Genomic DNA, 24,585 nt, shown 5'->3' with positions numbered 1-24,585 from the left:
GACGAACACGGCGCCTTTGTCCATGCCGGTGGCGCCGAGGATGCTCGGGTTGACGAACAGGATATAGGCCATGGCGAGGAAGGTGGTGGCCCCCGCGAGGATTTCGGTGCGCACAGAGGTGTTGTGCAGCTTGAGTTGGAACAGCCTTTCCAGCATGCCTGCTCTCCGGCAAAAAGATGGATCGCGCCCCGGCAAGCTAAGCACAGCGGTCGGGCGGGGGCGAAAAAGCCGGGGATAATAGCAGAGCTTCAGGCGCCAAGCTTCAGCTTCACGCCGGCAGCTTTTTACTTGTGGCCGAGCCGTTAGCGGTGCATCCGGTCTCGCTGCGCCAGGCTGGGGAACAGTTTGATCCACGCCCCGCAGACCACCAGCGTACCCACCCCGCCCAGCACCACCGCCGTTACCGTGCCAAACCAGTGCGCGGTAAAACCGGACTCGAATTCGCCCAACTGGTTCGAAGCGCCGATGAACAGCCCGTTCACGGCACTGACCCGGCCGCGCATTTCGTCTGGCGTTTCCAATTGCACGAAGGCGCCACGGATAACCATGCTGATCATGTCGGAGGCGCCGAGCACCGCCAGCACCAGCAACGAGAACCAGAACGAGGTCGATAGGCCGAAGGCGATGGTGGCCACACCGAACACCGCCACGCCGGCGAACATGGTGCGGCCCACCTTGCGCTCGATGGGAAAGCGCGCCAGCCAGAACGAGGTTACCAGCGCCCCTACCGCCGGCGCCGAACGCAGCATGCCCAGGCCCCACGGGCCGGTGAGCAGGATGTCGCGGGCGAACACCGGTAGCAACGCCGTGGCGCCACCCAGCAACACCGCAAACAGGTCCAGGGAGATGGCCCCAAGGATGTCTGGGCGGCTGCGAATAAAATGGATGCCGGCCAGCAGCGACTGCAGGGTAGCCTTACCTACCGTACTCGCCGCTTCCCGTGCCGGCAGTGTCGACACCAGCCCCATGGCCAGTACATAAAGCACCACCGAAGGGCCGTACACCCAGGTACTGCCAAAGGCATACAGGAACCCTCCAGCAGCAGGGGCGACGATGGTTGCCATTTGCATGGCCGAGGCCGAGGCCGCCACTGCCCGGGGGAACAGCCCGGCCGGCACGATGTTCGGCAGCAAGGCTTGGGTGGTTGGCATCTCGAACGCCCGCGCCGCGCCTAGGCAGAAGGCCATCAGGAAAATCAAGTTACGGCTAACGCTGTCGCTGAGGCTACACACCACCAAGGTCAACGCCACCAGTCCCTGCAGCGCCTGGCAGAGCGCGGCGATGCGGCGGCGGTCGTAGCGGTCGGCCACATGCCCGGTGTGCAGCATGAACAGCACCCGCGGGGTGAATTCCACCAAACCCGCCAGGCCCAGGTCCAACACGCTGCTGGTGAGTTGATACAGGTGCCAGCCGATCGCCACGGTGAGCATTTGAAAAGCGCTGGCGGTGCAGACCCGGGCCAGCCAGAAGGCAAGAAAAGGGCGGTGGTGACGCAACAACGTGGGGGTTGAAGAAACCATGAACGCCGGGCAGCCCTGCGCAAAAAAGGGGAGCAGGAGCGTACCATTTGTTTGTTGCAAAAAGTTACTTGGCTAACGAATTCTTTAAAAGTAAACCCCATGAGACAACCTGCCGCGCGTCGATCCACCGCATAAACGCTGCCCCACGATGGGTCTACTCTTTGTTCAAGCATTGACCTGTATCAATGCACTGCCTGAGAGGAACCTGCCATGTTCGGCTTAGAGGCACTAGATCTCGCCCGAATGCAATTCGCCTTCACCGTATCGTTTCATATCCTGTTCCCTGCCATAACCATCGGCCTTGCCAGCTTCCTGGCGGTGCTCGAAGGGCTGTGGCTGAAAACCCATGAAGCCGCCTACCGCGACCTTTACCACTTCTGGTCGAAGATCTTCGCCGTTAACTTCGGCATGGGCGTGGTGTCTGGCCTGGTGATGGCCTACGAGTTCGGCACCAACTGGGGTGGTTTCTCCGATTTCGCCGGCGCCATCACCGGGCCCTTGCTCACGTACGAAGTGCTCACGGCGTTTTTCCTGGAAGCCGGCTTTCTCGGCGTGATGTTGTTCGGCTGGAACCGCGTCGGCCGTGGCCTGCATTTTTTTTCCACGGTCATGGTGGCCATCGGTACGCTGATTTCCACGTTCTGGATTTTGGCGTCCAACAGTTGGATGCAAACCCCCCAGGGCTACCAGATTGTCGATGGCCGGGTGATTCCGGTGGATTGGCTGGCAGTCATCTTCAACCCGTCATTCCCCTATCGGCTCGCTCACATGGCGATTGCGGCGTTCGTGGCCACGGCGTTTTTCGTCGGCGCCTCGGCGGCTTGGCACCTGCTGCGCGGGCGCGACAACCCCGCGGTGCGCAAGATGTTCTCCATGGCCATGTGGATGGCGTTGATCGTCGCGCCGGTGCAGGCGTTCGTCGGTGACATGCACGGGCTGAACACCCTTGAGCACCAGCCGGCAAAAATCGCCGCGATCGAAGGCCATTGGGACAATGTGCCCGGGGAGCCCAGCCCGTTGATTCTGTTCGGCTGGCCCGACATGCAGGCGGAAAAAACCCGCTTCGCTGTCGAGGTGCCGTACCTGGGTAGCCTGATCCTCACCCACAGCCTTGACCGGCAGATCCCGGCGCTGAAAACCTTCCCACCCGAAGACCGCCCCAACTCGACGATTGTGTTCTGGTCGTTCCGGGTGATGGTGGGGCTCGGGCTGTTAATGATCGCCGTGGGTGTGTTCAGTGCCTGGCTGCGCTGGCGCGGCAAGCTCTACAGTTGCAAACCGTTTCTTTATTTGGCCCTGTACATGGGGCCCGCCGGGTTGATCGCCTTGCTTGCCGGGTGGTTCACCACCGAGATCGGCCGCCAGCCGTGGGTGGTGTACGGCTTGATGCGTACCGCCCATGCGTCATCCAACCATGATGCGGTGCAGATGAGCATCACCCTGGGGCTGTTCGTGGTGGTGTACTTCTCGCTGTTCGGCGTGGGCTTCAGCTATATGATGCGCCTGGTGCGCAAGGGCCCTGTGACCCACGAAGGCACCCATCAACCCCATGGTGGCCCCGGCCAGCCGCGCACCCCCGCGCGCCCGCTGTCGGCCAGCCATGACACCCAGGAGGCTTGAGCCATGGGCATCGATACTTCGCTGATCTGGGCGATCATCATTATCTTCGGGGTGATGATGTACGTGGTTATGGATGGCTTCGATCTGGGCATCGGCATCCTCTTCCCGTTCGTCAAGGCCGAACAAGACCGTGACGTGATGATGAACACCGTCGCACCGGTATGGGACGGCAACGAAACCTGGCTGGTACTGGGGGGCGCCGCACTGTTCGGCGCCTTCCCGCTGGCCTATTCGGTGGTGCTGTCGGCACTTTACCTGCCGCTGATCTTCATGCTCATGGGGTTGATCTTCCGTGGTGTGGCGTTCGAGTTTCGCTTCAAGGCCCGTGAAAACAAGCGCCATATCTGGGACAAGGCCTTCATTGGCGGCTCGCTGGCGGCGACCTTCTTCCAGGGCGTGGCGCTGGGGGCATTCATCGACGGCATCCCGGTGGTCGAGCGCCACTATGCTGGCGGCGCGCTCGCCTGGCTCACGCCGTTCTCACTGTTCTGTGGCCTGGGCTTGATCGCGGCGTATGCGCTGTTGGGCAGCACGTGGTTGATCATGAAAACCGAAGGGCCGCTGCAGGCGCGCATGTACCAAGTCACCAAGCCGCTGATTTTAGTGCTGTTGGCGGTGGTCGGCGTGGTTAGCCTGTGGACCCCGCTAGCCCATGGCGACATCGCCCAGCGCTGGTTCAGCACGCCCAATCTGTTCTGGTTCCTGCCGGTGCCGCTGCTGGTGCTGGCCACGGTGGCCGGGCTGTGGTGGGCGGTAGGGCGCGGCGCGAACTACATACCGTTCCTGCTCACCTTGCTGTTGATCTTCCTCGGTTACAGCGGCTTGGGTATCAGCTTGTGGCCGAACATCATCCCCCCAGCCATCAGCATTTGGGACGCCGCCTCGCCGCCGCAAAGCCAGAGCTTCATGCTGGTGGGCACGCTGTTCATCCTGCCGTTCATTCTCGGTTACACCTTTTGGAGCTACTACGTGTTCCGCGGCAAGGTCACCGCCGAAGACGGCTACCACTGAGTTCAGAGGGCAACGCCATGGCCGATACACAAGCGGTAAAGAAACCATTGTGGCAACGCCTGGGCTGGTTGGTGCTGATTTGGGCCGCCAGCGTGATCAGCTTGGGCCTGGTGGCCGGGTTGATCCGGCTATTGATGTCGGCGGCTGGGATGCATAGCCACTGACCGGGGTTCTCACCTTTTGCCCGCGCTCCAGCGGGCTTTTTACATAATGTTTGGCACGGGTGCCGTAGTTGCACATTGCCAGCCAATAGATCTGCCAGTTACCAGCCTGCCATTTGCCATTTAGCATTCTGGGCATAGGGGCTGTTGCCCATACATTAGTCATGGACAATGGGTACTGATGATCACCCCAGGCATAAAGGCATTTGTGCGTTACGCCTGCGTAGGCGCCGCCAACACCTGTATCCATTGGAGCCTGTTTCTTGGGCTTGTGTACCTTGCCGGCCGGGGCCAAGCCTCGGCTAATGTTCTCGCCTTCCTAGCTGCGGTGACATTCAGTTATTTCGTCAATGCTCGCTGGACGTTCCGCACCGCCGTTTCCTGGCGCCGGTATCTTTATTTCACCTGTTTTATGGCCGGCATGGCCGCAGCCTCCGGCTGGGTGGCGCAGCGGCTGATGTGGCCGCCTTTGCTCACGCTGTGCTTGTTCTCCGCAGCCAGCCTGGTTCTGGGCTATCGCTATGCCCACGGCGTTGTTTTCAAGCAAGGGCCTCGCTGATGCTGATATCCCTAGTGGTACCGGTTTATAACGAAGAGGATGCTGTTCCACATTTTTACCGGGCCGTGAAAACCATGGCCTGCACAGAGCCCTATACGTTTGAAATCGTATTCGTCAATGACGGCAGCGACGACGCCACGGCGGCCATCATCGAACAACTTACCCAACTCGACCCCCAGGTGATCCTGGTGAACCTAAGCCGCAACTTCGGTAAAGAGCCAGCGTTGTTGGCCGGGCTTGACTACAGCACTGGCGATGCGGTGATCCCCATCGATGTCGACCTGCAAGACCCGGTCGAGCTGGTTCCACAGTTGGTCGAAAAATGGCAGCAGGGCGCCGATATTGTGCTCGCCAAGCGTGTCGACCGCCAAGCCGATGGAGTGCTCAAGCGCAAGACCGCCCATTGGTTCTATCGCTTCCACAATGCGATCAGCCAAAACCCTATCGAAGAGAACGTCGGTGACTTCAGGTTACTGTCGCGCAAAACCGTGGAACAGCTCAAGGCAATGCCTGAGCGCAACCTGTTCATGAAGGGGCTGATGCAGTGGGTGGGAGGGCATCGCGAGATTATCGAATACAGCCGCCCCGCCCGCGTCGCCGGCAAGACCAAATTCAATGGTTGGAAACTGTGGAACTTCGCATTGGAGGGCGTTACGTCGTTTTCCACCCTGCCCCTGCGAGTATGGAGCTACCTAGGGGCAGCCATCGCCGGCGGCGCATTGGCCTATAGCGTGGTGTTGATTGGGCGCACGCTCCTGTGGGGCAACCCGGTGGCTGGCTACCCTTCGTTGATGGCCGTGTTGCTGTTTCTGGGTGGGGTGCAATTGATCGGCATCGGGATTCTTGGCGAGTACATCGGCAGAATTTACACCGAGGCCAAGTTACGGCCGCGTTATATCGTGGACAGCGTGGTGAACCATGCGGTAACCGGTGCAGTGCGCCCCGATGGACAGCGGCATTGATGTGCTGGGGTATGGCCGGGGCAGGTAAACTGTTACGGCCGGCTCGTAGGCGGCATGTCAAGATAGTTTCTTGGGAGTGTGCATCGAGGCGTGGTGAAGTCGAAGAAGGCAGTGCGCTCCACGACGTAAAACCGATAGATGCAATTGGCCGAAAGGACTCTCGACGGTATATAAGCGCGGGCCGCCGCGGTAGGTGGTATGTAGGGGTAATAAGCCAGCGCACGGTTCATAACGGCATAGTAGGCAAAATCTTCATGTTCCGAGAATGCAGGAAATATGATCTGGCGTAACAGGGGATAGTGTTCGAACACCGGCAGCGTATCGGGCGCCGCCGGGCTATTCCCTAATATTGATACGCCGTCGATGGGGCCTATATCTGTACGCGACAGTTCTGCCCGCAACGCCAGTGCCACACCTTGGTCGAAGTTGTTTTGGTTGATGAGCGCGCGAAAGCTGCTCATCATGAAAGACACCGAAAACATCAAATGCAGGATCAATGCTGCACTGATCAAGGGCTTGAATCTTGGAAAGGCTTTGCGCGCCATACAGGCATTGAACAACACCGCAGCGGAAAAAGCCGCCAGCACCCGGGGTTCGAACGCGGGCGTTTTCAGCAGCAGCAATAACCCAAAGGTGCTCAAGTACACCAGCACAGGCGCGCCAAAAGCAAACAGCCCGCGCAGTACATGAACGGCGCGCGTGGCCATCGCGAACTCACGCAGGCCAATGCGCCAACACGCCAAGGCACCCGCGGCGAGCAGGGCTGCTACAGGTAGCACGCTGTACCCCGGAAAGGCCCCAAGCAAGCTAAGGCTGGCGGCACGAACATGGGATGCCGCCAGCCTTAGCCCGACAAGGTCGAGGCTAAGCAATTGGCCGCGCCCAAAGTTATGCTCGTCGGTGGCGCACAACGGAAAAATCGCTAATTTGTATACCAAAACGGCGCAACCCAGTGCTGCGGCCTTGATCGCTGCAGCGTGCAAAGGCTGCTGGGCGCGGCTGTCGGCCACCGCGCCCATGGCCAGTAACACAATTGCAATGCATGCATAATTGGCCGCGGTCTGGTACAAGCAGGCCGCGGCGATGAAGAGCGCCAAGCAGATTAAAAAGTCGAGCCATCGAGGTGAAGCGCACGTGGCCATGGCCAGAAAAACCAGCGCAACAGAGAGGGAAATGGGTAAAGCGTCGTAGGCATAAAGCATCGGTTGTACGAGAAACGGGCAAAAGACTACGCTCAGTGCTAAAAAAGTTGAGCGCGGTGCCGCTTCGCCCGTGAGGCGGCCGGCCGAGATCGCCAGTGCTGCAGCAATTGAGGCCATTCCCAATAGTAGGGGCAACGGCGACGTATCACTCACAGTGGCCGAAAAATTGAGTAAATGAAAAAGCCAGGTGGCCAGGGGGCGGCCATTGTAGGTCCAGTATTGAACATTGCCGCCGATGGCGCGAAAGAAGTCGTCCCGATAATAGGCGTTAGCGCTGAACAAGGGTGATGCCACCGCCAGCAAGGCACCCCCAATAATAAAGAAACTGCGCCATCGCGCCGATGGATTTTCACCGGGGTAACGCTCGAAAAGAAAGGCCTTAATCATTCCAGGTATTCCGAAGACAATACGCGTGGCACGGGCTTAAAGTTGAAAGCAAGCCTAGCATGCAAGCGAAGTTATCGGATGAAAAATATTTTCCAAAGAAGTTATTTTAAGGCCAGTAAAACGACGAACTTAGGGTTCGCCGCCACCTGTTCCACCCCTCTGAATAACCGCCTTAACTTGGCGTGGTAACTCAAGTGCCGGTTGCCCACGATCATTAACCCGCCCCCCGATACCAAGGCATCATGGGCCTGCTGGAACATCCGCCAGGCCAGGAAATCGCCCACCACTTGTTGTTGGTGAAACGGCGGGTTACACAGCACCAAGTCGAGCGACGCGGCGGGTTGGCCGACCAGGCCGTCCGCCGCACGTATTGTCACTGGCCGCTCGCCGAGCGCCGTGCGCCAGTTCTCGCTCGCCGATCGCACCGCCATGTAGGATTCATCGACCAAGGTGTATTCAGCGTCCGGGTTTTCCAGTGCGCTGGCGATGGCCAATACGCCGTTACCGCAGCCTAGGTCCGCGACCCGTGCACGGCCGAGGTTGTGCGGCAGGTACGGCAACAACACCCGTGTGCCGATGTCCAGGCCTTCGCGGCAGAACACGTTGGCATGGTTGACCAACTCCAGTGCCGGCTTGTCCAAGCGGTAGCGCGTGGGGTAGGGCGACGCAGCCGGGTCACGGGGTGAATACTGGGCGGCCAGCAGGCGGGCTTTTTTCACCGCCAACGACGCTTGCATGGGCCCGATGTACTCCTCAAGCAGTTCCCCGGCCGAGCGTGGCAGGTGCTTGATCATGCCGCCGGCGACCACCATGGCGCCGGGCTTCAAATGGCGCTGCAGGCGGATCAATTGCTCTTCGAGCAAGGCCAAGGTTTTTGGCACTTTCACCAGCACATGGTCGAATTGGCCGGCGAAGGCTTCGCTGGCCGGCAGCAGCCTGAGTGCATCGAAGGGTTTGCCGTTGCGCGTAAGGTTTTTCACCAGGGCCGTGGCCGCCAGGTGCGAGTCGCCGCTGGTGACCACGTCGAAGTGGCCGAGCAGGCTGATCGCCAATGCGCCAAAGCCATCGTTGAGCACCAGCACCCGGCTATGGGCCGGCAATTTCTGTTCGGCCAGGTGGCCGAGCAGGTATTCGTCTGCCGCATCGAATGCGAACAACGGCTCGTTGGCTATTTCCGGCTGGCGGACCAGGTCGAGCTGGGCGTAGGCATTGTCAAAGCGGGGCATAGCGATGGCTCAGGCGTGCAAAGGGTAAATTCTACGAGGTTTCCACACGCGGTGTCGGTGTTTGTCGGCTGTGCTTTGCGCCACACTAGGCGGCTTGAACGTGGAGGCCCCATGACCGACGAAAAATTCACCCGCCAGCGCTTGCTCGATGTACAAACCCTGACGCCCAGCCTGTTCACCCTGCGCACCAGCCGTGATCAAGGCTTTCGCTTTAACGCCGGGCAGTTCGCCCGCCTGGGCGTGACCAAAGCCGATGGCAGCGTGGTGTGGCGGGCCTATTCGATGGTGTCTTCGCCCCACGATGAATTCCTTGAGTTCTTCTCCATCGTGGTGCCGGGCGGTGAGTTCACCAGTGAACTGGCGCGCTTGCAGGTGGGCGATGAACTGCTGATCGACCGCCAAGCCTTTGGGTATCTCACGCTGGACCGCTTCGCCGATGGCCGTGACCTGTGGATGCTGGCCACCGGCACTGGGGTGGCGCCGTTTCTGTCGATCCTGCAGGGCTTCGAAGTGTGGGAGCGCTTCGAGCGTATCTTCTTGGTGTACAGCGCCCGTGAAGGCAAGGAGTTGGCCTACCGTGAACTGATCGCCGGGCTTGAACAGCGCGATTACTTGGCCCCGTTTGCCGGTAAGTTGCGCTTCATTCCCACGGTGAGCCGGGAACGGTACCCTGGCGCGTTGCAGGGGCGTATTACCACACTGATCGAGAACGGAGAACTGGAGCGGGCGGCGGGTGTGCCGCTGGAGCCTGAGCATTCGCGGGTGATGATCTGCGGCAACCCGGCAATGATCGACGACACCCGCCAACTGCTCAAGGCTCGGGAGATGCAACTGAGCTTGAGCAGAAGGCCCGGGCAGGTGGCGGTGGAGAACTATTGGTAGGTGCCACCTGCCGGAGGTTACGGCGCGGGTGAGCTCGGGCCGGCTGGCGCCGCCGCCGGCTTACCACCTTGTTCTTTAAGAATGTCGCGAATCTCACCCAGCAGTAGTTCTTCCTTGGTCGGTGCAGGCGGCAGGGTGGGCGCCTTGGCTTCCTCGCGCTTAAGCTTGTTGATGGCCTTTACGCCAATGAAGATGGCGAAGGCCACGATGATGAAGTCCACCACCGACTGGATGAACTTGCCATAGGCCAGCACCACCGCCGGTTGGTCGCCTTGCGCGGCGCGTAGGGTAACGGCCAGGTCCGTAAAGTTTATGCCGCCGATCACCAGGCCCAATGGCGGCATGATGATATCCCCGACGAAGGATGAGACGATTTTGCCGAATGCCGCGCCGATGATGATACCGACCGCGAGGTCGACCACGTTGCCTTTGACCGCGAAGGCCTTGAACTCTTGAAGCAGGCTCATTGAGTTACCCCCTGTAGCAAATATTTGTGTACACGCAGTGTAATCCAACCTTTCGTCTGGTGCGCTGCGCTAGAGCAGTGACCGGGCTATCGCCCAATAGTTTGTTCAAATTGCCCGCCGCAGGCCGCCGGAGAGCGGGTTATCATGGCCGCCATCATTGAAAACCGGGGGTTGTTCCATGGTCAAGGCCAAGCGCATGTATGGCTGCACCGAGTGCGGCGCCACCTTTCCCAAATGGGCGGGGCAATGCGCGGAATGCGGGGCCTGGAACACCCTGGTGGAAACCCTCGTCGAAAACGCCCCGGCGGCGGCCACCGGGCGTGCCGGCTGGGCCGGCGAGCAGGCGCAGCTGAAAACCCTGGCCGAGGTCAGCGTCGAGGAAATCCCCCGCTTCAGTACCGCCTCTGCCGAACTCGACCGGGTGCTCGGCGGCGGGCTGGTCGATGGCTCGGTGGTGTTGATCGGGGGTGACCCCGGTATCGGTAAGTCCACCATTTTGCTGCAAACGCTCTGCGCGCTCGCCGCGCGCATGCCGGCGCTATACGTGACCGGCGAGGAGTCCCAGCAGCAGGTGGCCATGCGCGCACGGCGCCTGGGCCTGCCACAAGACAACCTGAAGGTGATGACCGAAACCTCCATCGAAGCGATCATCGCCACCGCGCGCCATGAAAAGCCCAAGGTGATGGTGATCGACTCGATCCAGACCATCTTCACCGAGCAGTTGCAGTCCGCGCCCGGTGGCGTGGCCCAGGTGCGTGAAAGCACCGCCTTGCTGGTGCGCTTCGCCAAGCAAACCGGCACGGCGGTGTTTTTGGTCGGCCACGTCACCAAGGAGGGCTCATTGGCTGGGCCGCGCGTGTTGGAGCACATGGTCGATACCGTGCTGTATTTCGAAGGTGAATCCGACGGCCGCTTGCGCCTGCTGCGCGCGGTGAAAAACCGTTTTGGCGCCGTCAACGAGCTGGGCGTGTTCGGCATGACCGACCGGGGCCTCAAGGAAGTGTCCAACCCTTCGGCGATTTTCCTCAGCCGCGCCCAAGAGGAAATCGCCGGCAGCGTGGTCATGGCGACCTGGGAAGGCACTCGGCCGATGTTGGTGGAGGTGCAGGCACTGGTTGACGACAGCCACTTGGCCAACCCTCGGCGGGTAACCTTGGGCCTGGACCCAAACCGCCTGGCCATGCTGCTGGCGGTGCTGCACCGCCATGGCGGTATCCCCACCCACGACCAAGACGTGTTTCTCAACGTGGTCGGGGGGGTAAAGGTGCTGGAAACCGCCTCGGACCTCGCGCTGATGGCGGCAGTGATGTCGAGCCTGCGCAACCGGCCGCTGCCCCATGGCCTGCTGGTGTTCGGCGAGGTGGGCCTGTCCGGCGAAGTACGCCCGGTGCCCAGCGGCCAGGAGCGCTTGAAGGAAGCCGCCAAGCACGGTTTCAAACGGGCCATCGTGCCCAAGGGCAATGCCCCGAAAGAGGCCCCGGCGGGGTTGGAAGTGGTGGCGGTGACTCGGCTGGATCAGGCGTTGGATGCGTTGTTTGAATAACCCTGGCAAGGGGGAAACGGACTAAGGAGAATTCCTATTCGGTAGCTGCACAAGTATTGAGATTGGTCTGATAATCCGAGCGCAAGGTTGGAGGATCGGAATTCGCCCAATACTCTATCACTCATCTCGAAGTAAAGAGCCTCCGTTATGTTAATCAGAGTCATTCATTGCGTACCCTCCCCACCTTGCCGGTTGGCAGAAAGCCCCAACTGTGCTAAGACCCGGCTTTGGTTGTCGAGCAACCTTAAGAAGATCCGAAACAATCCGGGTTCGCTTTCTAATATCGTAAACCGCAGTAATGTTCCTCATGTTGATTCAAAGTTATCTCAGTCCGGGAAAAAATACATTGGCAAAGGTGGGTGGGGTGAGGTCAAGCTGGTCGGTATCGCGTTACCATTCAGTGGACTGTGTCCGCAACTGAAGAACGACATACCGATTATTGTCTCTGCCGCATCCAAGCGGCCTACCGACAGCAGCGATGCCTGCATTGCATCTCAAGCGGAGCGTTTAGCCTTGAAGGCTTCCGCTGACCGGCCTCATCCGAACCTGCAGCGTTCGCTCGTCACTACCCGTGACCAAATAATCACCCCGCTAGCCGTTACGTCACTGGATAAATACTTTAAGGCAGGGCCCATGCCGATGCATGAATTGTTGAAACTTCATCGCGAGGTGGCGCAGGGGCTGGAGCATTTACATCAGTTGGGCTATTTACATCTGGATATAAAGCCAGAAAATATCCTTATTAATGCTGCCGGTTCAGCGATATTGTCGGATATTGGCGGGCATACCAAAACCTCGATTCAAGACCGTGGATATATCGGTTTCAGTTTTCCAGAGATAAGCGAAATCGGCAAAGCCTCCGATGTTTACGGTTTTGCGGGCATGCTGTTCGAATCGCTTACTCTCGAAAAGGTAACGGTCACGGAGGAGGGGTCAGAGGCTGCTCGAAAGTTTGCAAAGCGTCTAGATCCACAGCGGATAGATAAAATATTAAGTAGGGTTTTCCCGCCGTCGATCCAGGCGCAGAGCGGCGTGGAGGGTAAGCTTGTGGCGATGCTCAAAGAGGGGCTGAGCGTAGATCCAAATAAAAGGCCACCCCTAAGCGACTTCATTTCTGCTCTAAAGGCCTTTGAGCACACACTGAGACCTAGCAAAAGTTGACGGCGGGCATCCGCCGGGTTGTTTGGCTGCGGCCTGTGCACGATGTGTTGCTGTTGACCTAAAAGCGTGGGTAGCGTTCTATGGCGTTTTTATCCTTGGAACCCCCTGTGACCCATTCCATCCCCGCTATCAAAGCCGTCATCTTCGACATGGACGGCCTATTGCTCGACACCGAAGGCATCTACACCGAAGTCACCCAGATCATCGCGGGCCGCTACGGCAAAACCTTCGGCTGGGAGCACAAGCAGCACATCATCGGCCGCGGTGCCCGTGACTTGGCCACCTATGTGGTGGAGGCGCTGGGCCTGCCGATCAGCGTCGATGAGTTCCTGGAGGTGCGCAAGCCGCTGATGGTCGAGCGCTTCCCCGCCGCCATGGCCATGGCAGGGGCCGAGGCGCTGGTTCGGCACCTGAAGGCCCACGGTGTGCCGGTGGCGGTGGGCACCAGTTCGTCAAGCGCCTACTTCGCGCTGAAGACCCAAGGCCACCAGGGGTGGTTCTCGCTGTTCGATACCATCGTAACCGCGGACGACCCTGAAGTGACCGCCGCCAAGCCGGCACCGGATATCTTTCTGACCGCCGCACGGCGGTTGGGGGTGCCCCCGGCCGCTTGCCTGGTGTTCGAGGATTCCCCGTTCGGGGTAACCGCCGCCAAGGCCGCCGGTATGTACGCATTGGCAGTGCCGGATTCGGCCATGGACCCGGAGAAATACACCCACGCCGATGGCCGCTTGGGCAGTTTGCTGGCCTTCGAACCCCAGGCGTGGGGCCTGCCGCCGTTCCCGTGAGCCCTAGTTTGGTGTTTCAGAAGTTGGCTGCACCATTTGGCGGTGCCTTTTTGCTGCCGGGCGGCGTTGCCGCGCCGCGCCATAGCCCTGCTATGGCGCGTTATGGCGCCTTGCCCGACAGCAACATTCACGCGTCAAGGCTTGTGCGAACGTCTGGAACACCACACTAGGCGCGCAGCAGGGCCGCCAACTCCCGTTCCAATTGCGCCGCATCGCCCAAGTTCAGTTCTACCAACCGGCGCAGGTGGCTGGCGGAGTCCAGGTCGATATGGCCGCACTGAAAGCCCAGCCGCTCGGCTTCTTCGTGCTTGAGCCACACCTCCATCTTCACCGTAACCTGCTCGCCCAGGTCGATTTGCACCCCGAACGGCTGCGCCGGGTCGCCGGCCCAGTCCTCCGGGCGTTCCACCAGCAAGCCCTTGAGCGACACGTCCAGCAGTTGCACGGGCCAAGTGGTCCCGCCCTGGGCGATCAGGGTGTGGGCGTCGAAAGGTATGCGGATGAAGCGGCGGCGTTCGTCGGTCATGTAACACTCCTGAGCGTACCTGGACTATAGACCAGTCGGCCAGCGCGCCGGCTCTGGGCACACTGGCGCATAAGGCGCCCCGCAGCCGCGCTAGACCATGGTTGGGGGTGAGATTTACTTGAATTCTGGCTAGACTCAGCCGGTGGCCTTCCAAAACCCATACGCTGGATAAAAATAATATGAACAACACTACTAGCCCGGCCCGCCATTTGCCATGGCTTGCCTTGGCCGCCATAGGGGCGTGCGCCCTGGGAGTGGTCGCCCTGCGCCGGGGCGAAACCGTCAATGCCTTGTGGATCGTGGTCGCTTCGGTGGCGCTTTACCTGGTTGCCTACCGTTACTACAGCCTGTTCATCGCCAACAAAGTGATGCAACTGGACCCTCACCGCGCCACCCCGGCCGTTATCAACAACGATGGCCTGGACTACGTACCGACCAACAAGCACATTCTCTTTGGCCACCACTTTGCAGCCATCGCCGGTGCCGGCCCGCTGGTCGGGCCCGTATTGGCCGCGCAAATGGGCTACCTGCCCGGCACCCTTTGGCTGATCGCCGGGGTGGTGTTCGCCGGCGCCGTGCAGGATTTCGTCGTACTGTTCTTGTCTACCCGCCGCAACGGGCGTTCCCTCGGCGACATGGTCCGTGAGGAAATGGGCCAGGTGGCGGGCACCATCGCGCTGTTCGGCTGCTTTTTGATCATGATCATCATCCTCGCGGTGCTCGCCCTGATCGTGGTCAAGGCCCTGGCCGAAAGCCCATGGGGCGTGTTCACGGTGATGGCGACCATCCCGATCGCCATGCTCATGGGCGTTTACATGCGCTACATCCGCCCCGGCCGCATTGGTGAAATCTCGCTGGTGGGCGTGGTGCTGTTGCTGGCGTCGATCTACCTCGGCGGGCAAGTGGCCGCAGACCCGGTGTGGGCCAAGGCCTTCACCTTCACCGGCGTGCAGATCACCTGGATGTTGATCGGCTATGGCTTCGTCGCCGCCGTGCTGCCGGTGTGGCTGGTGCTGGCGCCGCGGGATTATCTGTCGACCTTCCTTAAAATCGGCACCATCATCGCCCTGGCCATCGGCATTCTGGTCACCATGCCCGAACTCAAGATGCCGGCCCTCACCCAGTTCGCCGACGGCACCGGCCCGGTGTGGAAAGGCACGCTGTTCCCGTTCTTGTTCATCACCATCGCCTGCGGCGCGGTGTCGGGCTTCCACGCATTGATCGCCTCGGGCACCACGCCCAAGCTGTTGGACAACGAAGTCAACGCCCGCTACATCGGTTACGGCGGCATGCTGGTGGAATCGTTCGTGGCGGTGATGGCCATGGTCGCCGCCTCGGTGATCGAACCGGGTGTGTACTTCGCCATGAACAGCCCCGCCGCGGTGGTGGGTAGCGACATCAACGCGGTGGCGGCCGCGGTCAGCAGCTGGGGCTTCATGATTACGCCGGATGCACTGCAGGCGGTGGCCAACGACATCGGCGAGCACACCATCCTGGCCCGTGCCGGGGGGGCGCCTACGCTGGCCGTGGGCATCGCGCAAATTTTGCACCACGTGCTACCCGGCAAAAACACCATGGCGTTCTGGTACCACTTTGCGATTCTGTTCGAGGCGTTGTTCATCCTCACGGCGGTAGACGCCGGTACCCGTGCTGGGCGTTTCATGCTGCAAGACCTACTCGGCGCATTCGTGCCGGCCCTGCGGAGTACCGAATCATGGGGCGCCAACCTGCTTGGCACGGCCGGCTGCGTGGCTTTGTGGGGTTACTTGCTATACCAAGGCGTAGTAGACCCGCTGGGCGGCATCAATACGCTTTGGCCATTGTTCGGTATCTCCAACCAAATGCTCGCGGGTATCGCCTTGATGCTCGGGACCGTGGTGTTGATCAAAATGAAGCGCGAGCGCTACCTCTGGGTAACCCTCTTGCCGGCACTGTGGTTGCTGGTTTGCACTACGGCCGCAGGCTTGATCAAGCTGCTGGACCCAAGCCCGGCGGTGGGCTTCCTGGCGCTGGCCAAGAAGTACAACGAAGCCCTGGCGGCCGGCCAACTGCTGGCCCCAGCCAAGAGCGTGGAGCAAATGCAGCAGGTGGTGTTCAATGCCTACACCAACGCTACGCTCACGGTGTTGTTCTTGCTGGTGGTGTTCAGTGTGCTGTACTTCGCCATTCGTACCGGCATCGCCGCGCTGGGCCGCAAGGAGCGTACCGACAAGGAAACACCCTTCCAGGCGCTGGGTGGCCAGCAATGATCGGCGGGCGTACGGATGTTCAATGACCTGGGCAAGTTAGGTAAATACCTCGGCCAGGCAGCCCGCCTGATGGTGGGCATGCCCGATTACGACAACTACGTCGAGCACATGCGCAACACGCACCCAGAGCAACCGGTGATGAGCTACGAGGCATTCTTCCGGGAACGCCAAGAGGCGCGTTACGGCGGTGGTAAAGGTTCCCCGCGCTGTTGCTAACTAGGTATCGACCTTCGCCGCTGGTGGGTCCCCTGTCGGCGGCGTTTTGCTTTTTGGAGGTAGCGTGACCCCAATACCTGTCACCATTCTCAGTGGCTTTCTCGGCGCGGGGAAAACCACCCTGCTGCGCTATTTGCTAAGGGCCGAGCACGGCTTGAAGGTCGCGGTGATCGAAAACGAATTCAGCGATGCCGGCATCGACAGCGAACTGCTGGGGGATGAGCCGGTGCAAGTGATGACGCTCGCCAACGGGTGTGTCTGCTGCAGCATCCATACCGACCTGACCCAGGCGCTTTACCTGCTGCTGGAACGGCTTGACGCCGGTAGTATCGCTTTCGACCGGCTGGTGATCGAGTGCACCGGCCTGGCCGACCCTGCGCCGGTGGCCCAGACGTTCTTCGTTGAAGAAGACCTGCGCGAGCGTTACCTGTTGGACGGTATCGTCACCTTGGTAGACGCGGCCCACGCAGGCGAGCACCTCAAGCAAACCATCGCCCAGGCCCAGGTGGGGTTCGCCGATCGCCTGCTCGTCAGTAAAACCGATTTGGTCAGCGCTGAGGCATTCGCGGCGTTGAGCGAGCGGCTGCGGCGTATCAATAGCCGCGCACCGGTGCGGGTGGTGGAGCAGGGCGAAATCGACCTGGCGGAATTTCTCGACATCCGCGGCTTCAACCTCAACGTTGACCTCGGCAGCGGTTTAAGCCTGCAACCGATGCGCAAGGGCACTTCCACCGACCGCATCCGCAGCATGGTGTTACGTACCGATAAAGCCCTGAACATCGATGCGCTCAGTGCATTCATGAACCAACTGCTCGAGGACCACGGCCGCCAATTGCTGCGCTACAAGGGTGTGCTCAACATCGAGGGCGAGGCACGCCGGCTGGTGTTTCAAGGTGTGCTCAAGCTGTATGGGTTCGATTGGGATCGGGCGTGGGACGACGATGAACCTCGCGAAAGCGTGTTGGTGTTCATCGCCGATAACCTCCCGGAGCAGGCCATCCGTGACGCATTCGAAGCACTCAGCCACTAGGCTCTGTACGAAATGTATTTGCGCTCGGTGAGGCTGCGTTGAAAACAGGCACGGATGTAATCACGGATGTAATCACGGATGTAATCACGGATGTCATCCCGGAGTGCTCATTTACAACCAGTAAACCCGGAGGCGGGCCCCGTCCGCTTCCTCGCCTGTTTTCGCCTTGCCTCACCTTCGCTCGAAAACAGTTCGTACAGAGCCTAGGGCGCTTAAGCTGTTAAATCGGGCACTGGCGCGGCGGCTATCCCGCTATCGCTCAGGCCTCGCCCGGGTTACTTAGCCAGGGCACGTTGCGCTCCCGTACTTTTAATATCCAGGGCTGGGGCGCCTGCACGGCCTGATGCTGCGCCATGAGGTATTCATACCGCGTATTTGGCCTTCTGGCGCGCCGGATGGCCGCCCCCTGGCTGGCCAAGATGATCAGCTGGCTGTCGGTGCGCAAATCGCCCAGGCGGATATGTTCGCCTGACGGCTTGTTTAATTCAAAGCGTGAAGGCGCCTGGGTTTCAAACAGGCAGTACACCGAGGTGAGCATGACCGTGTATCACCACGCCCTGGCCGAAATACGCCCCAGGTTCGCGCACATACAATTGATAACCCCCCGGCGTATGGCGAAAGTACAGGGTCAAGGCTGCCTGGGTAATGCCCGCCTGGCAGCTGAGCATCGCCGAATCATCGCGTACGGTACCGACGATGTGGGGCACCGTGACGGGAACATTGCCGAGCCAATTGACCCAGGCGGGTTTGCCCAGCAGGGTGCCGAGGGTATTCACGGGTCGGTTTTTCAGCCACAGCGTGGCCAGAAAGGATTGTTGTCTATGTGTAGGCATGCCGAAAACGTCCTTGTATTAAAACGATGCGCCGATAGGCTTTTCAGGAGCGGTGCAAGGTTTCGAACATTAGCGCCTGGCCCTGCCCGATACAGTAGGGATGTCTTTCTGGGCCCGAAAAAAAGCCCGGCGTAAGGCCGGGCTGGTTGGGCGAGTGGCGCGGGCTTACTGGCCGTACACAGGCAGCTTGGCGCAGATCGCCTTGACCTTTTCGCGAACGGCGTCGATTACCGCTTCGTTGCTCAGGTCGGCGAGGATATCGCAGATCCAGCCGGCCAATTCGCGGCATTCGGCTTCCTTGAAACCGCGCGTGGTAACGGCCGGAGTACCGAAGCGCAGGCCGGAGGTGACGAATGGCGAGCGCGGGTCGTTAGGCACCGAGTTCTTGTTCACCGTGATGTAGGCGCGGCCAAGGGCGGCATCTGCGTCCTTGCCGGAGATGTCCTGCTTGATCAGCGACAGCAGGAACAAGTGGTTCTGGGTACCGCCAGAAACCACGTCGAACCCGCGCGCAATGAACACCTCGGCCATCGCCTGGGCGTTCTTCACCACTTGCTGTTGGTAGGTTTTGAACTCAGGCTGTAGCGCTTCCTTGAAGCACACTGCCTTGGCCGCGATCACGTGCTCCAGCGGGCCGCCCTGGGCGCCGGGGAATACCGCGGAATTGAGCTTTTTCTCGATCTCTTCGTTCTTTTTCGCCAAGATCAGGCCGCCGCGCGGGCCGCGCAGGGTTTTGTGGGTGGTGGTGGTCACTACGTCGGCGAACGGCACCGGGTTGGGGTACACGCCAGCGGCGACCAGGCCAGCCACGTGGGCCATGTCGACGAACAGGTAGGCACCCACTTTGTCGGCGATGGCGCGAAAACGGGGGAAGTCCAGCACTTGCGAGTAGGCCGAGAAACCGGCCACGATCATTTTCGGCTTGTGCTCCAGCGCCAGGCGCTCGACTTCGTCGTAGTCGATCAAGCCGTTGGCGTCGATGCCGTACTGCACCGCGTTGTACAGCTTGCCCGAGGAACTGACCTTGGCACCGTGGGTCAGGTGGCCGCCGTGGGCCAGGCTCATGCCCAGGATCGTGTCGCCCGCTTGCAACAGCGCCAGGTAAACGGCGGCGTTCGCTTGCGAGCCCGCATGGGGCTGCACGTTGGCGTAGTCGGCACCGAACAATTGCTTGGCGCGGTCGATGGCCAATTGCTCGACCACGTCGACATACTCGCAGCCGCCGTAGTAACGCTTGCCCGGGTAGCCTTCGGCGTACTTGTTGGTCAGCACCGAGCCTTGGGCTTCCATCACGGCGGGGCTGGTGTAGTTCTCCGAGGCGATCAGCTCGATGTGCTCCTCTTGGCGGCGAGCTTCCTGTTCCATGGCAGCGAACAGGTCGGCGTCGTATTTGGCAAGGGTCAAGTCACGGCTGAACATGGGCGGTCCTCGAGGGGCGGCAGGAGAAAGCGCGCATTCTACCCGATATCCCAGAGGCTGGCACATGAGCACTAGTAACGCCGAGATGATCGGCGCTCACGCAGCAACCTGTAAGAATTGCTAGTTACTCTTTTTTACGAAGTGGTTTATCAATGGGTTTAATACCTGTGTTAGGAGATGACCATGCGCGATGGGGCTTATAAAAAAGGTGGCGGGGCCAACCCGGGCCGGGCGCGGCTCTTGGCTACAGACCAGGCCGATAGCGTGGTGGTCCACGGCGGGTCCGGCCGGCAAGCTTACCTGCCGTTTGGTTATTCACCCCTAGCCGTGAGGCGAAGCGCATTCACCGGCGTATATCTAGAAACCTCGCCCGGCGCATACCTGCTAGGGAATGGGTATCGGGCCTACTTGGCGACGCTGATGCGCTTCATTGCGCCTGATTCATGGAGCCCGTTCGGTGGGGGCGGCATGAATGCTTATGCGTATTGCATCGCGGAACCGGTCAACCAGGTGGATCGCAACGGGCACTCATTCATGGGGTTCTTTTCACAGGTCATGGGCAGTACGCGATCAGCACTGATACCGGGGAAGGTCGCAGGGGAGCTGGCGGCTGAAGTGCCTAACCGATTGCTCCTGAGCAAGGCCGTGAAACAGATAGAAGATCCACAGGAGTTTGTGAGGGCCGTAGCCATGGTCAACACCAATTTGATATCAAACAGTAATAGCAAACATGTGGCGGACATATCGTCGTACAAGGCAACGCACTATACGCAACTGACGGCACAGGTGGCGCAAGGTGAGATCAGCAACACCACGGCTTTTTTCCAGTCAGCCATGGGCTGGGCGGGCGATAAAACCACTGCAGCGCCCGATCGGGCCGTCGGTACGGTATTCAACATAGCGGGTGCCTTTGTGTCGGGCGGTATAGAGGCGACTAAACTCCGCACCGGCAAGGTATTGCATAGTCCCCTGCCTTCGCCCGGCACCAGGCCATAGTCACTCCAACATGAACAGCGCATCGTTACTGAACTGCGCCGCGAACCGGCTGGCCTGCATGGGCCTGCCGAACAGGTAGCCCTGTACCTCATCGCACCCATGCTCGCGCAAGAACGCCAATTGGTCGTGGGTTTCCACGCCTTCGGCGATCACCGCCAGGTTCAAGCTGTGAGCCATGGCCACGATAGCCCGGGCGATCTGCGCGTCTTGCTCGCCATCGGGTAGCCCATCGACGAACGAGCGGTCGATTTTCAGCACATCGATAGGGAATTGCTTCAAGTAATTGAGCGACGAATAGCCGGTGCCGAAGTCGTCCACCGCGATGGAAATACCCAGGCGCTTGAGGCTGGCAAGTATCTGCATGGCTTCGTCTACCTCATGCATCAGGATACTTTCGGTCAACTCCAATTCCAGGCACGCCGGCGGTAGGGCGGTTTCTTCGAGAATGGCCGCAATGCGCGTACCGAGCTGGCCGTCGGAGAATTGCCGCGCCGAAATGTTGACCGACACCTTCGGCACCCGTACCCGCGCCTGGTGCCAGGCCTTGAGTTGGCGGCAAGCTTGATGCAGTACCCATTCGCCCACATCGACTACCAAGCCCAGCTCCTCCAGCACCGGGATGAAATCGCCCGGCGGCACCAGGCCGCGGCGTGGGTGGTTCCAGCGTAGCAATGCCTCGGCGCCGGTCAGGCGCTTGCCGTCGCCACTGAATTGCGGCTGGTAATAAAGCACGAACTCTTGCTGCTCCAGGGCATGGCGCAGGTCGCTTTCCAATTCCAAACGCTCCAGGGCGGTGGCGTTCATGTCGGCCTGGTAAAACTGGAAGTTATTCTTGCCGCGCTCCTTGGCGTGATACATCGCCGTGTCGGCATTTTTCATCAGTTGGCTGAGTTCGTTGCCATCCTGAGGGCTCAGGGCAATGCCCACGCTGGCGGTTACAAAGAACTCCCGGCCTTCGAGCACGAACGGCCGCACCAGGCTGGCCAGGATTTGCTCGGCCACGCGGACGGCGCTGTTGAGGGCCTGCTCGCGGCTGGCACGCGGTTGCAGCAACAGGGTGAACTCGTCGCCGCCCATGCGCGCCACGGTATCGTCTTCATCCACACAGGCCAGCAAGCGCGTGGCCATGTCTTTGAGCATGCGATCGCCGGCGGCATGGCCGAGCGAATCGTTGATCGGTTTGAAACGGTCCAGGTCGAGGAACATCAGCACCACCCACGACTTCTGCCGTTCGGCCTGCTGCAAGGCATTGTGCAGGCGGTCTTGGAACAGTGTGCGGTTGGGCAGGTGGGTCAGTGCGTCGTAGTAGGCCAGGCGGTGAATGCGCTGCTCGCTGGCTTTGCGTTCGCTGATGTCACTGAAAAAGCACACATAGCTGGCCAGGTCGCCTTCATCGTCGAACACTGCGGTAATGCCCACCCAGGCGGGGTAATGTTCACCGTTGCGGCGCTTAAGCCATACCTCGCCTTCCCAACTGCCACGCTCGGCCAATTGCTTGACCACGTATTGCAGGTGCGCCTGTTGTTGTTCTTGCACGGTCAACAGGCTTGGCAGTTGGTCTTGCACCTGCTGGGCGCTATAGCCGCTCACCCGGGAAAACGCCTCGTTCACCTGCACGATGTAGCCGGCAGGGTCGGTGATCAGAATGGCCGAAGTGGAGTGCTCGAATACCGTGGCCGCCATGCGCAGGTCTTTTTCGGCACGGCGTTGTTGGCTGACATCGCGGCCTACGCCGAGGATACCCGCGAAATTGTCATGTTCGTCCCAAATCAGCACCAGCCGCAGTTCCATCGGTATCCGGCGGCCGTCGGCGCGCAGGCAGTCCACCAAAAAGAACTGGGTATTGACCTGGTGGCGCAGCTCGGCCAGCGCCTGCGGGTGGCCCAGGGCGTGGCCAACACGGTCAAGCAGTTGCTGCAGGGCCTGTAACTGCGTGGGGTTAGCCAGGATCGACTGCCAGCCCTGATCGAACACCGTTTGCACCTCGTAGCCGAGCACGGTGCTGACAGACGGGCTGACGTAATTGAGCGCCAAACGGCTGTCGGTGGAAAAAATCACGTCGCTGATGCTTTCGGCCAGCAGGCGGTAGCGCCGTTCGCTCTCCCGCAACGACTGGCCTGCCTCGAGCTGGTCGGAGATATCCTTGGCCAGGCCGATGATACGGCTTACCTGGCCTTGGGCATTGGTGCTCAGGGTTTGTTCGCGAATGTCGAAGCGGCGCCAACTGCCATCTTTGTGGCGAAAGCGCATTTGTGTGTGCAGCGGCTGTGCGTAAGCGGTATCACGCTGGTGCTGGCGCAGTTGCCTGGCCTGAGTAAGGTCTTCGGGGTGTATCAACGCTTCCCAGCAGGCGTCGCCCAGGCGCTTGATTTCGGCATCGCCATAGCCGAGGGTAGGGCCTAGGTGGTCATTGCTGTAGAGCAGCTGGCGGGTGAGCACGTTGGCCACGTAAAGGTGGTCCGGCACCGCCTGGATCACCTCCGACCAAAAGCCTTCGCGCTCCACCAGCGCCAGTTCGGCCTGCTTGCGCTGGGTGATGTCGTGCAGGTTCATGATCACTTCGTTGGCCTCGGCCGACGCGCGGATCGACACCCACAGGTATTGCACATCGCCATGCCGGTCTGGCAGCGATATTTCCCGTTCCAGGGTGTGTGCGCCGCCCAGCGCCAGCTTGAGCAAATGCTGGCCGAGGCTTTCGGCCACGTGCGGCGAGGGCTCGAGCAGGCGTTGCCAGAGCTGTTCGGCATTGGCCACGGCCAGTATTTGCAGGGCGAATTGGTTCACCTCGGTCACCCGCATCGCGCGCGCCAGCATGGCTTCTTGCTCGGGGTGGCGGGCCAGCCACGGGCCCAGCGCGGCGTAGCTTTCGATCGCCGAGCCGGCCAGCAGGCGGCGCAGTTCGGCGAGGTTCAGCACGCACAGGCCAACGCCTGCGCCTTCGAAAATATCGTGGTAACGCCGCCGCTCTGCTTGCAGGGCCCGTTGGCGGCGGCGGATGTCCACCAGCACCAGCAGGGCGATGATGGTGCACAGCCCACCGAGCAACAGTTTGCCGGCCATGGCGCGAAACAGGGCCAGGCGCAGGCGCTCGGCATCGAACAAGCCGCGCAGTTGCCAGTCGCTGTTGGCCAGCGCAGCGACCAGCAGGCTTTGCTCGCGCTCGGTGTCGTTGAGCTGTTCGTCGCCCGCGGCTAGGCGGTCGTCACGGTACAGCACCCGCCCGGTTTCGGCGTTTTCCAGCAGCCAATCGCGCTGTTTAGCAGGCTGCACCGTGCGGCTTAGGGTATCGAGCAGGCTGTGGTCGAAGGTCAGTAACCAGTGGCCGCGGCTGGGCACCGAGGGGTCGCGCAGCAGCAGATGGATGCGCTGCCCGCCGTCGCTGTCACTGTAACGAAACGGCTCATCGCCGGCGCGCACCAGCAAATCATCGAGAAAGTCACCGCTTGCCGCCGGGCCGGCCCAGGGGCTGGCGGTGTTCCGCCAAGTGACCGATTGCAGCGCCGGCAACTCCAGGCGCAAGCGCTTCTGGCCATCGGCCCGGGCGAGTGAGGCAGGGTCGGCACTGGCGGTAGCCAGTTGGGCCCGCATGGTTTGCGCGAACAGCGCCAAGTTCATGCCCAAGTGCTCGGCAAGCCCGGTGCTGAAGGCGACCGCCGTGTCGTGCTCGTTGTGTTCGCTACGTTGGTATTGGTCGAACAACTGCCAGAACAGTAGCCCGATAAGGGTCAACATCAGCAACGCCAAGGCGACGCGTAGCGAACCGAGCCGAAAGCCGCCCTGGGTGGTATCAGGCTTGCGGCTCAGCAAAGGCGAGGGGGGAGTGCTCA

Annotated in this window: 21 protein-coding genes and 1 pseudogene; 13 read left to right on the top strand and 9 right to left on the bottom strand. The window is 60.7% G+C overall.

What is annotated here, in order from left to right; genetic code table 11:
* Together HAQ05_RS04690 and HAQ05_RS04685 are read right to left on the bottom strand one after the other, a co-directional pair.
* Positions 1-156: pseudogene (locus HAQ05_RS04690) on the bottom strand (NCS2 family permease); the annotation flags it as partial.
* 146 nt (positions 157-302) lie between these two features.
* Complete coding sequence (locus HAQ05_RS04685) at positions 303-1,520, bottom strand: MFS transporter (protein WP_190417894.1); 1,218 nt, start codon at positions 1,518-1,520, stop codon at positions 303-305.
* 210 nt (positions 1,521-1,730) lie between these two features.
* On the opposite strand from HAQ05_RS04685, the gene HAQ05_RS04680 reads away from it, so the two are divergent.
* From HAQ05_RS04680 to HAQ05_RS04660, 5 genes are all read left to right on the top strand, one after another.
* A complete protein-coding gene (locus tag HAQ05_RS04680) occupies positions 1,731-3,140 on the top strand; it encodes a cytochrome ubiquinol oxidase subunit I (RefSeq protein WP_190417892.1) in 1,410 nt (469 codons plus the stop codon).
* 3 nt (positions 3,141-3,143) lie between these two features.
* Positions 3,144-4,151 carry a cytochrome d ubiquinol oxidase subunit II gene (cydB, locus tag HAQ05_RS04675; protein WP_190417889.1) on the top strand — a complete coding sequence of 336 codons (1,008 nt, stop codon included), beginning with the start codon at positions 3,144-3,146 and terminating at the stop codon, positions 4,149-4,151.
* Positions 4,152-4,168: 17 nt separating this feature from the next.
* Positions 4,169-4,315, top strand: coding sequence for a DUF2474 domain-containing protein (locus HAQ05_RS04670; protein ID WP_190417887.1), 147 nt, complete (start codon positions 4,169-4,171; stop codon positions 4,313-4,315).
* A gap of 178 nt (positions 4,316-4,493) precedes the next feature.
* The gene (locus HAQ05_RS04665) at positions 4,494-4,871 is read left to right on the top strand and encodes a GtrA family protein (RefSeq protein ID WP_190417885.1); all 378 of its coding nucleotides are present in this window, start codon (positions 4,494-4,496) and stop codon (positions 4,869-4,871) included.
* Complete coding sequence (locus tag HAQ05_RS04660; RefSeq protein ID WP_190417883.1) at positions 4,871-5,833, top strand: glycosyltransferase family 2 protein; 963 nt, start codon at positions 4,871-4,873, stop codon at positions 5,831-5,833. Before HAQ05_RS04665 ends, HAQ05_RS04660 begins: the two co-directional genes overlap by 1 nt.
* Positions 5,834-5,865: 32 nt before the next feature.
* Here the strand turns inward: HAQ05_RS04660 and HAQ05_RS04655 are convergent, their stop codons facing one another.
* Both HAQ05_RS04655 and HAQ05_RS04650 read right to left on the bottom strand, forming a co-directional pair.
* Positions 5,866-7,422, bottom strand: a complete 1,557-nt coding sequence (locus tag HAQ05_RS04655) for a glucosyltransferase domain-containing protein (protein ID WP_190417881.1) — start codon at positions 7,420-7,422, stop codon at positions 5,866-5,868.
* A gap of 101 nt (positions 7,423-7,523) precedes the next feature.
* The gene (locus HAQ05_RS04650) at positions 7,524-8,648 is read right to left on the bottom strand and encodes a methyltransferase (RefSeq protein WP_190417879.1); all 1,125 of its coding nucleotides are present in this window, start codon (positions 8,646-8,648) and stop codon (positions 7,524-7,526) included.
* A 111-nt stretch (positions 8,649-8,759) separates the two neighbouring features.
* On the opposite strand from HAQ05_RS04650, the gene HAQ05_RS04645 reads away from it, so the two are divergent.
* Positions 8,760-9,530: a ferredoxin--NADP reductase gene (locus HAQ05_RS04645; RefSeq protein ID WP_190417877.1), complete on the top strand. Its 771-nt coding sequence runs from the start codon at positions 8,760-8,762 to the stop codon at positions 9,528-9,530.
* Positions 9,531-9,547: 17 nt separating this feature from the next.
* On the opposite strand, the gene mscL is transcribed toward HAQ05_RS04645, so the two are convergent.
* A complete protein-coding gene (gene mscL / locus HAQ05_RS04640) occupies positions 9,548-9,997 on the bottom strand; it encodes a large-conductance mechanosensitive channel protein MscL (protein ID WP_190417875.1) in 450 nt (149 codons plus the stop codon).
* A 178-nt stretch (positions 9,998-10,175) separates the two neighbouring features.
* Here mscL and radA point away from each other — a divergent pair, with 178 nt between their 5' ends.
* The 3 genes from radA to HAQ05_RS04625 all read left to right on the top strand — a co-directional run bounded on the left by radA (position 10,176) and on the right by HAQ05_RS04625 (position 13,489).
* Positions 10,176-11,540 (top strand): DNA repair protein RadA, encoded by a 1,365-nt coding sequence (gene radA, locus HAQ05_RS04635; RefSeq protein WP_190417873.1) that lies wholly within the window; start codon positions 10,176-10,178, stop codon positions 11,538-11,540.
* Positions 11,541-11,687: 147 nt separating this feature from the next.
* Positions 11,688-12,701, top strand: a complete 1,014-nt coding sequence (locus tag HAQ05_RS04630; protein WP_190417871.1) for a protein kinase domain-containing protein — start codon at positions 11,688-11,690, stop codon at positions 12,699-12,701.
* Positions 12,702-12,781: 80 nt separating this feature from the next.
* Entirely contained in the window at positions 12,782-13,489 is a 708-nt protein-coding gene (locus HAQ05_RS04625) for an HAD-IA family hydrolase (protein WP_190417869.1), read from the top strand.
* Positions 13,490-13,655: 166 nt separating this feature from the next.
* On the opposite strand, the gene HAQ05_RS04620 is transcribed toward HAQ05_RS04625, so the two are convergent.
* Positions 13,656-14,015 carry a PilZ domain-containing protein gene (locus tag HAQ05_RS04620; RefSeq protein WP_190417867.1) on the bottom strand — a complete coding sequence of 120 codons (360 nt, stop codon included), beginning with the start codon at positions 14,013-14,015 and terminating at the stop codon, positions 13,656-13,658.
* Positions 14,016-14,194: 179 nt separating this feature from the next.
* Here HAQ05_RS04620 and HAQ05_RS04615 point away from each other — a divergent pair, with 179 nt between their 5' ends.
* From HAQ05_RS04615 to yjiA, 3 genes are all read left to right on the top strand, one after another.
* On the top strand, positions 14,195-16,264 hold the full coding sequence (locus tag HAQ05_RS04615) for a carbon starvation CstA family protein (protein ID WP_190417865.1): 2,070 nt from the start codon (positions 14,195-14,197) through the stop codon (positions 16,262-16,264).
* A gap of 15 nt (positions 16,265-16,279) precedes the next feature.
* Positions 16,280-16,480 (top strand): YbdD/YjiX family protein, encoded by a 201-nt coding sequence (locus HAQ05_RS04610; protein ID WP_190417863.1) that lies wholly within the window; start codon positions 16,280-16,282, stop codon positions 16,478-16,480.
* A gap of 64 nt (positions 16,481-16,544) precedes the next feature.
* Positions 16,545-17,510: a GTPase gene (gene yjiA, locus HAQ05_RS04605; protein WP_190417861.1), complete on the top strand. Its 966-nt coding sequence runs from the start codon at positions 16,545-16,547 to the stop codon at positions 17,508-17,510.
* A 509-nt stretch (positions 17,511-18,019) separates the two neighbouring features.
* On the opposite strand, the gene HAQ05_RS04600 is transcribed toward yjiA, so the two are convergent.
* Together HAQ05_RS04600 and glyA are read right to left on the bottom strand one after the other, a co-directional pair.
* The gene (locus HAQ05_RS04600; protein ID WP_190417859.1) at positions 18,020-18,343 is read right to left on the bottom strand and encodes a hypothetical protein; all 324 of its coding nucleotides are present in this window, start codon (positions 18,341-18,343) and stop codon (positions 18,020-18,022) included.
* Positions 18,344-18,508: 165 nt separating this feature from the next.
* Complete coding sequence (gene glyA, locus HAQ05_RS04595) at positions 18,509-19,762, bottom strand: serine hydroxymethyltransferase (protein WP_190417857.1); 1,254 nt, start codon at positions 19,760-19,762, stop codon at positions 18,509-18,511.
* Positions 19,763-19,945: 183 nt separating this feature from the next.
* Between glyA and HAQ05_RS04590 the strand changes: the two genes are divergently transcribed.
* A complete protein-coding gene (locus HAQ05_RS04590) occupies positions 19,946-20,758 on the top strand; it encodes an RHS repeat-associated core domain-containing protein (protein WP_238936457.1) in 813 nt (270 codons plus the stop codon).
* On the opposite strand, the gene HAQ05_RS04585 is transcribed toward HAQ05_RS04590, so the two are convergent.
* Positions 20,759-24,565: an EAL domain-containing protein gene (locus HAQ05_RS04585; protein WP_476705386.1), complete on the bottom strand. Its 3,807-nt coding sequence runs from the start codon at positions 24,563-24,565 to the stop codon at positions 20,759-20,761. It lies immediately after the preceding gene.
* Positions 24,566-24,585 lie beyond the last annotated feature (20 nt).

The sequence above is a fragment of the Pseudomonas typographi genome (assembly GCF_014694385.1).
GTDB lineage: Bacteria > Pseudomonadota > Gammaproteobacteria > Pseudomonadales > Pseudomonadaceae > Aquipseudomonas > Aquipseudomonas typographi.
Note: the sequence above shows the minus strand (reverse complement) of the source record. Positions and strands in the feature narration are given on the sequence as shown.

Bases quoted from the DNA above. Each gene is read 5' to 3' on its own strand.
- HAQ05_RS04620 (WP_190417867.1), bottom strand. From the start codon at position 14,015: ATGACCGACGAACGCCGCCGCTTCATCCGCATACCTTTCGACGCCCAC.
- HAQ05_RS04670 (WP_190417887.1), top strand. From the start codon at position 4,169: ATGGCCGATACACAAGCGGTAAAGAAACCATTGTGGCAACGCCTGGGC.
- HAQ05_RS04665 (WP_190417885.1), top strand. From the start codon at position 4,494: ATGATCACCCCAGGCATAAAGGCATTTGTGCGTTACGCCTGCGTAGGC.
- cydB (WP_190417889.1), top strand. From the start codon at position 3,144: ATGGGCATCGATACTTCGCTGATCTGGGCGATCATCATTATCTTCGGG.
- radA (WP_190417873.1), top strand. From the start codon at position 10,176: ATGGTCAAGGCCAAGCGCATGTATGGCTGCACCGAGTGCGGCGCCACC.
- HAQ05_RS04600 (WP_190417859.1), bottom strand. From the start codon at position 18,343: ATGCCTACACATAGACAACAATCCTTTCTGGCCACGCTGTGGCTGAAA.
- HAQ05_RS04590 (WP_238936457.1), top strand. From the start codon at position 19,946: ATGCGCGATGGGGCTTATAAAAAAGGTGGCGGGGCCAACCCGGGCCGG.
- HAQ05_RS04685 (WP_190417894.1), bottom strand. From the start codon at position 1,520: ATGGTTTCTTCAACCCCCACGTTGTTGCGTCACCACCGCCCTTTTCTT.
- HAQ05_RS04680 (WP_190417892.1), top strand. From the start codon at position 1,731: ATGTTCGGCTTAGAGGCACTAGATCTCGCCCGAATGCAATTCGCCTTC.
- HAQ05_RS04655 (WP_190417881.1), bottom strand. From the start codon at position 7,422: ATGATTAAGGCCTTTCTTTTCGAGCGTTACCCCGGTGAAAATCCATCG.
- HAQ05_RS04610 (WP_190417863.1), top strand. From the start codon at position 16,280: ATGTTCAATGACCTGGGCAAGTTAGGTAAATACCTCGGCCAGGCAGCC.
- HAQ05_RS04630 (WP_190417871.1), top strand. From the start codon at position 11,688: ATGTTAATCAGAGTCATTCATTGCGTACCCTCCCCACCTTGCCGGTTG.
- HAQ05_RS04615 (WP_190417865.1), top strand. From the start codon at position 14,195: ATGAACAACACTACTAGCCCGGCCCGCCATTTGCCATGGCTTGCCTTG.
- mscL (WP_190417875.1), bottom strand. From the start codon at position 9,997: ATGAGCCTGCTTCAAGAGTTCAAGGCCTTCGCGGTCAAAGGCAACGTG.
- HAQ05_RS04650 (WP_190417879.1), bottom strand. From the start codon at position 8,648: ATGCCCCGCTTTGACAATGCCTACGCCCAGCTCGACCTGGTCCGCCAG.
- glyA (WP_190417857.1), bottom strand. From the start codon at position 19,762: ATGTTCAGCCGTGACTTGACCCTTGCCAAATACGACGCCGACCTGTTC.
- HAQ05_RS04625 (WP_190417869.1), top strand. From the start codon at position 12,782: ATGGCGTTTTTATCCTTGGAACCCCCTGTGACCCATTCCATCCCCGCT.
- HAQ05_RS04645 (WP_190417877.1), top strand. From the start codon at position 8,760: ATGACCGACGAAAAATTCACCCGCCAGCGCTTGCTCGATGTACAAACC.
- HAQ05_RS04660 (WP_190417883.1), top strand. From the start codon at position 4,871: ATGCTGATATCCCTAGTGGTACCGGTTTATAACGAAGAGGATGCTGTT.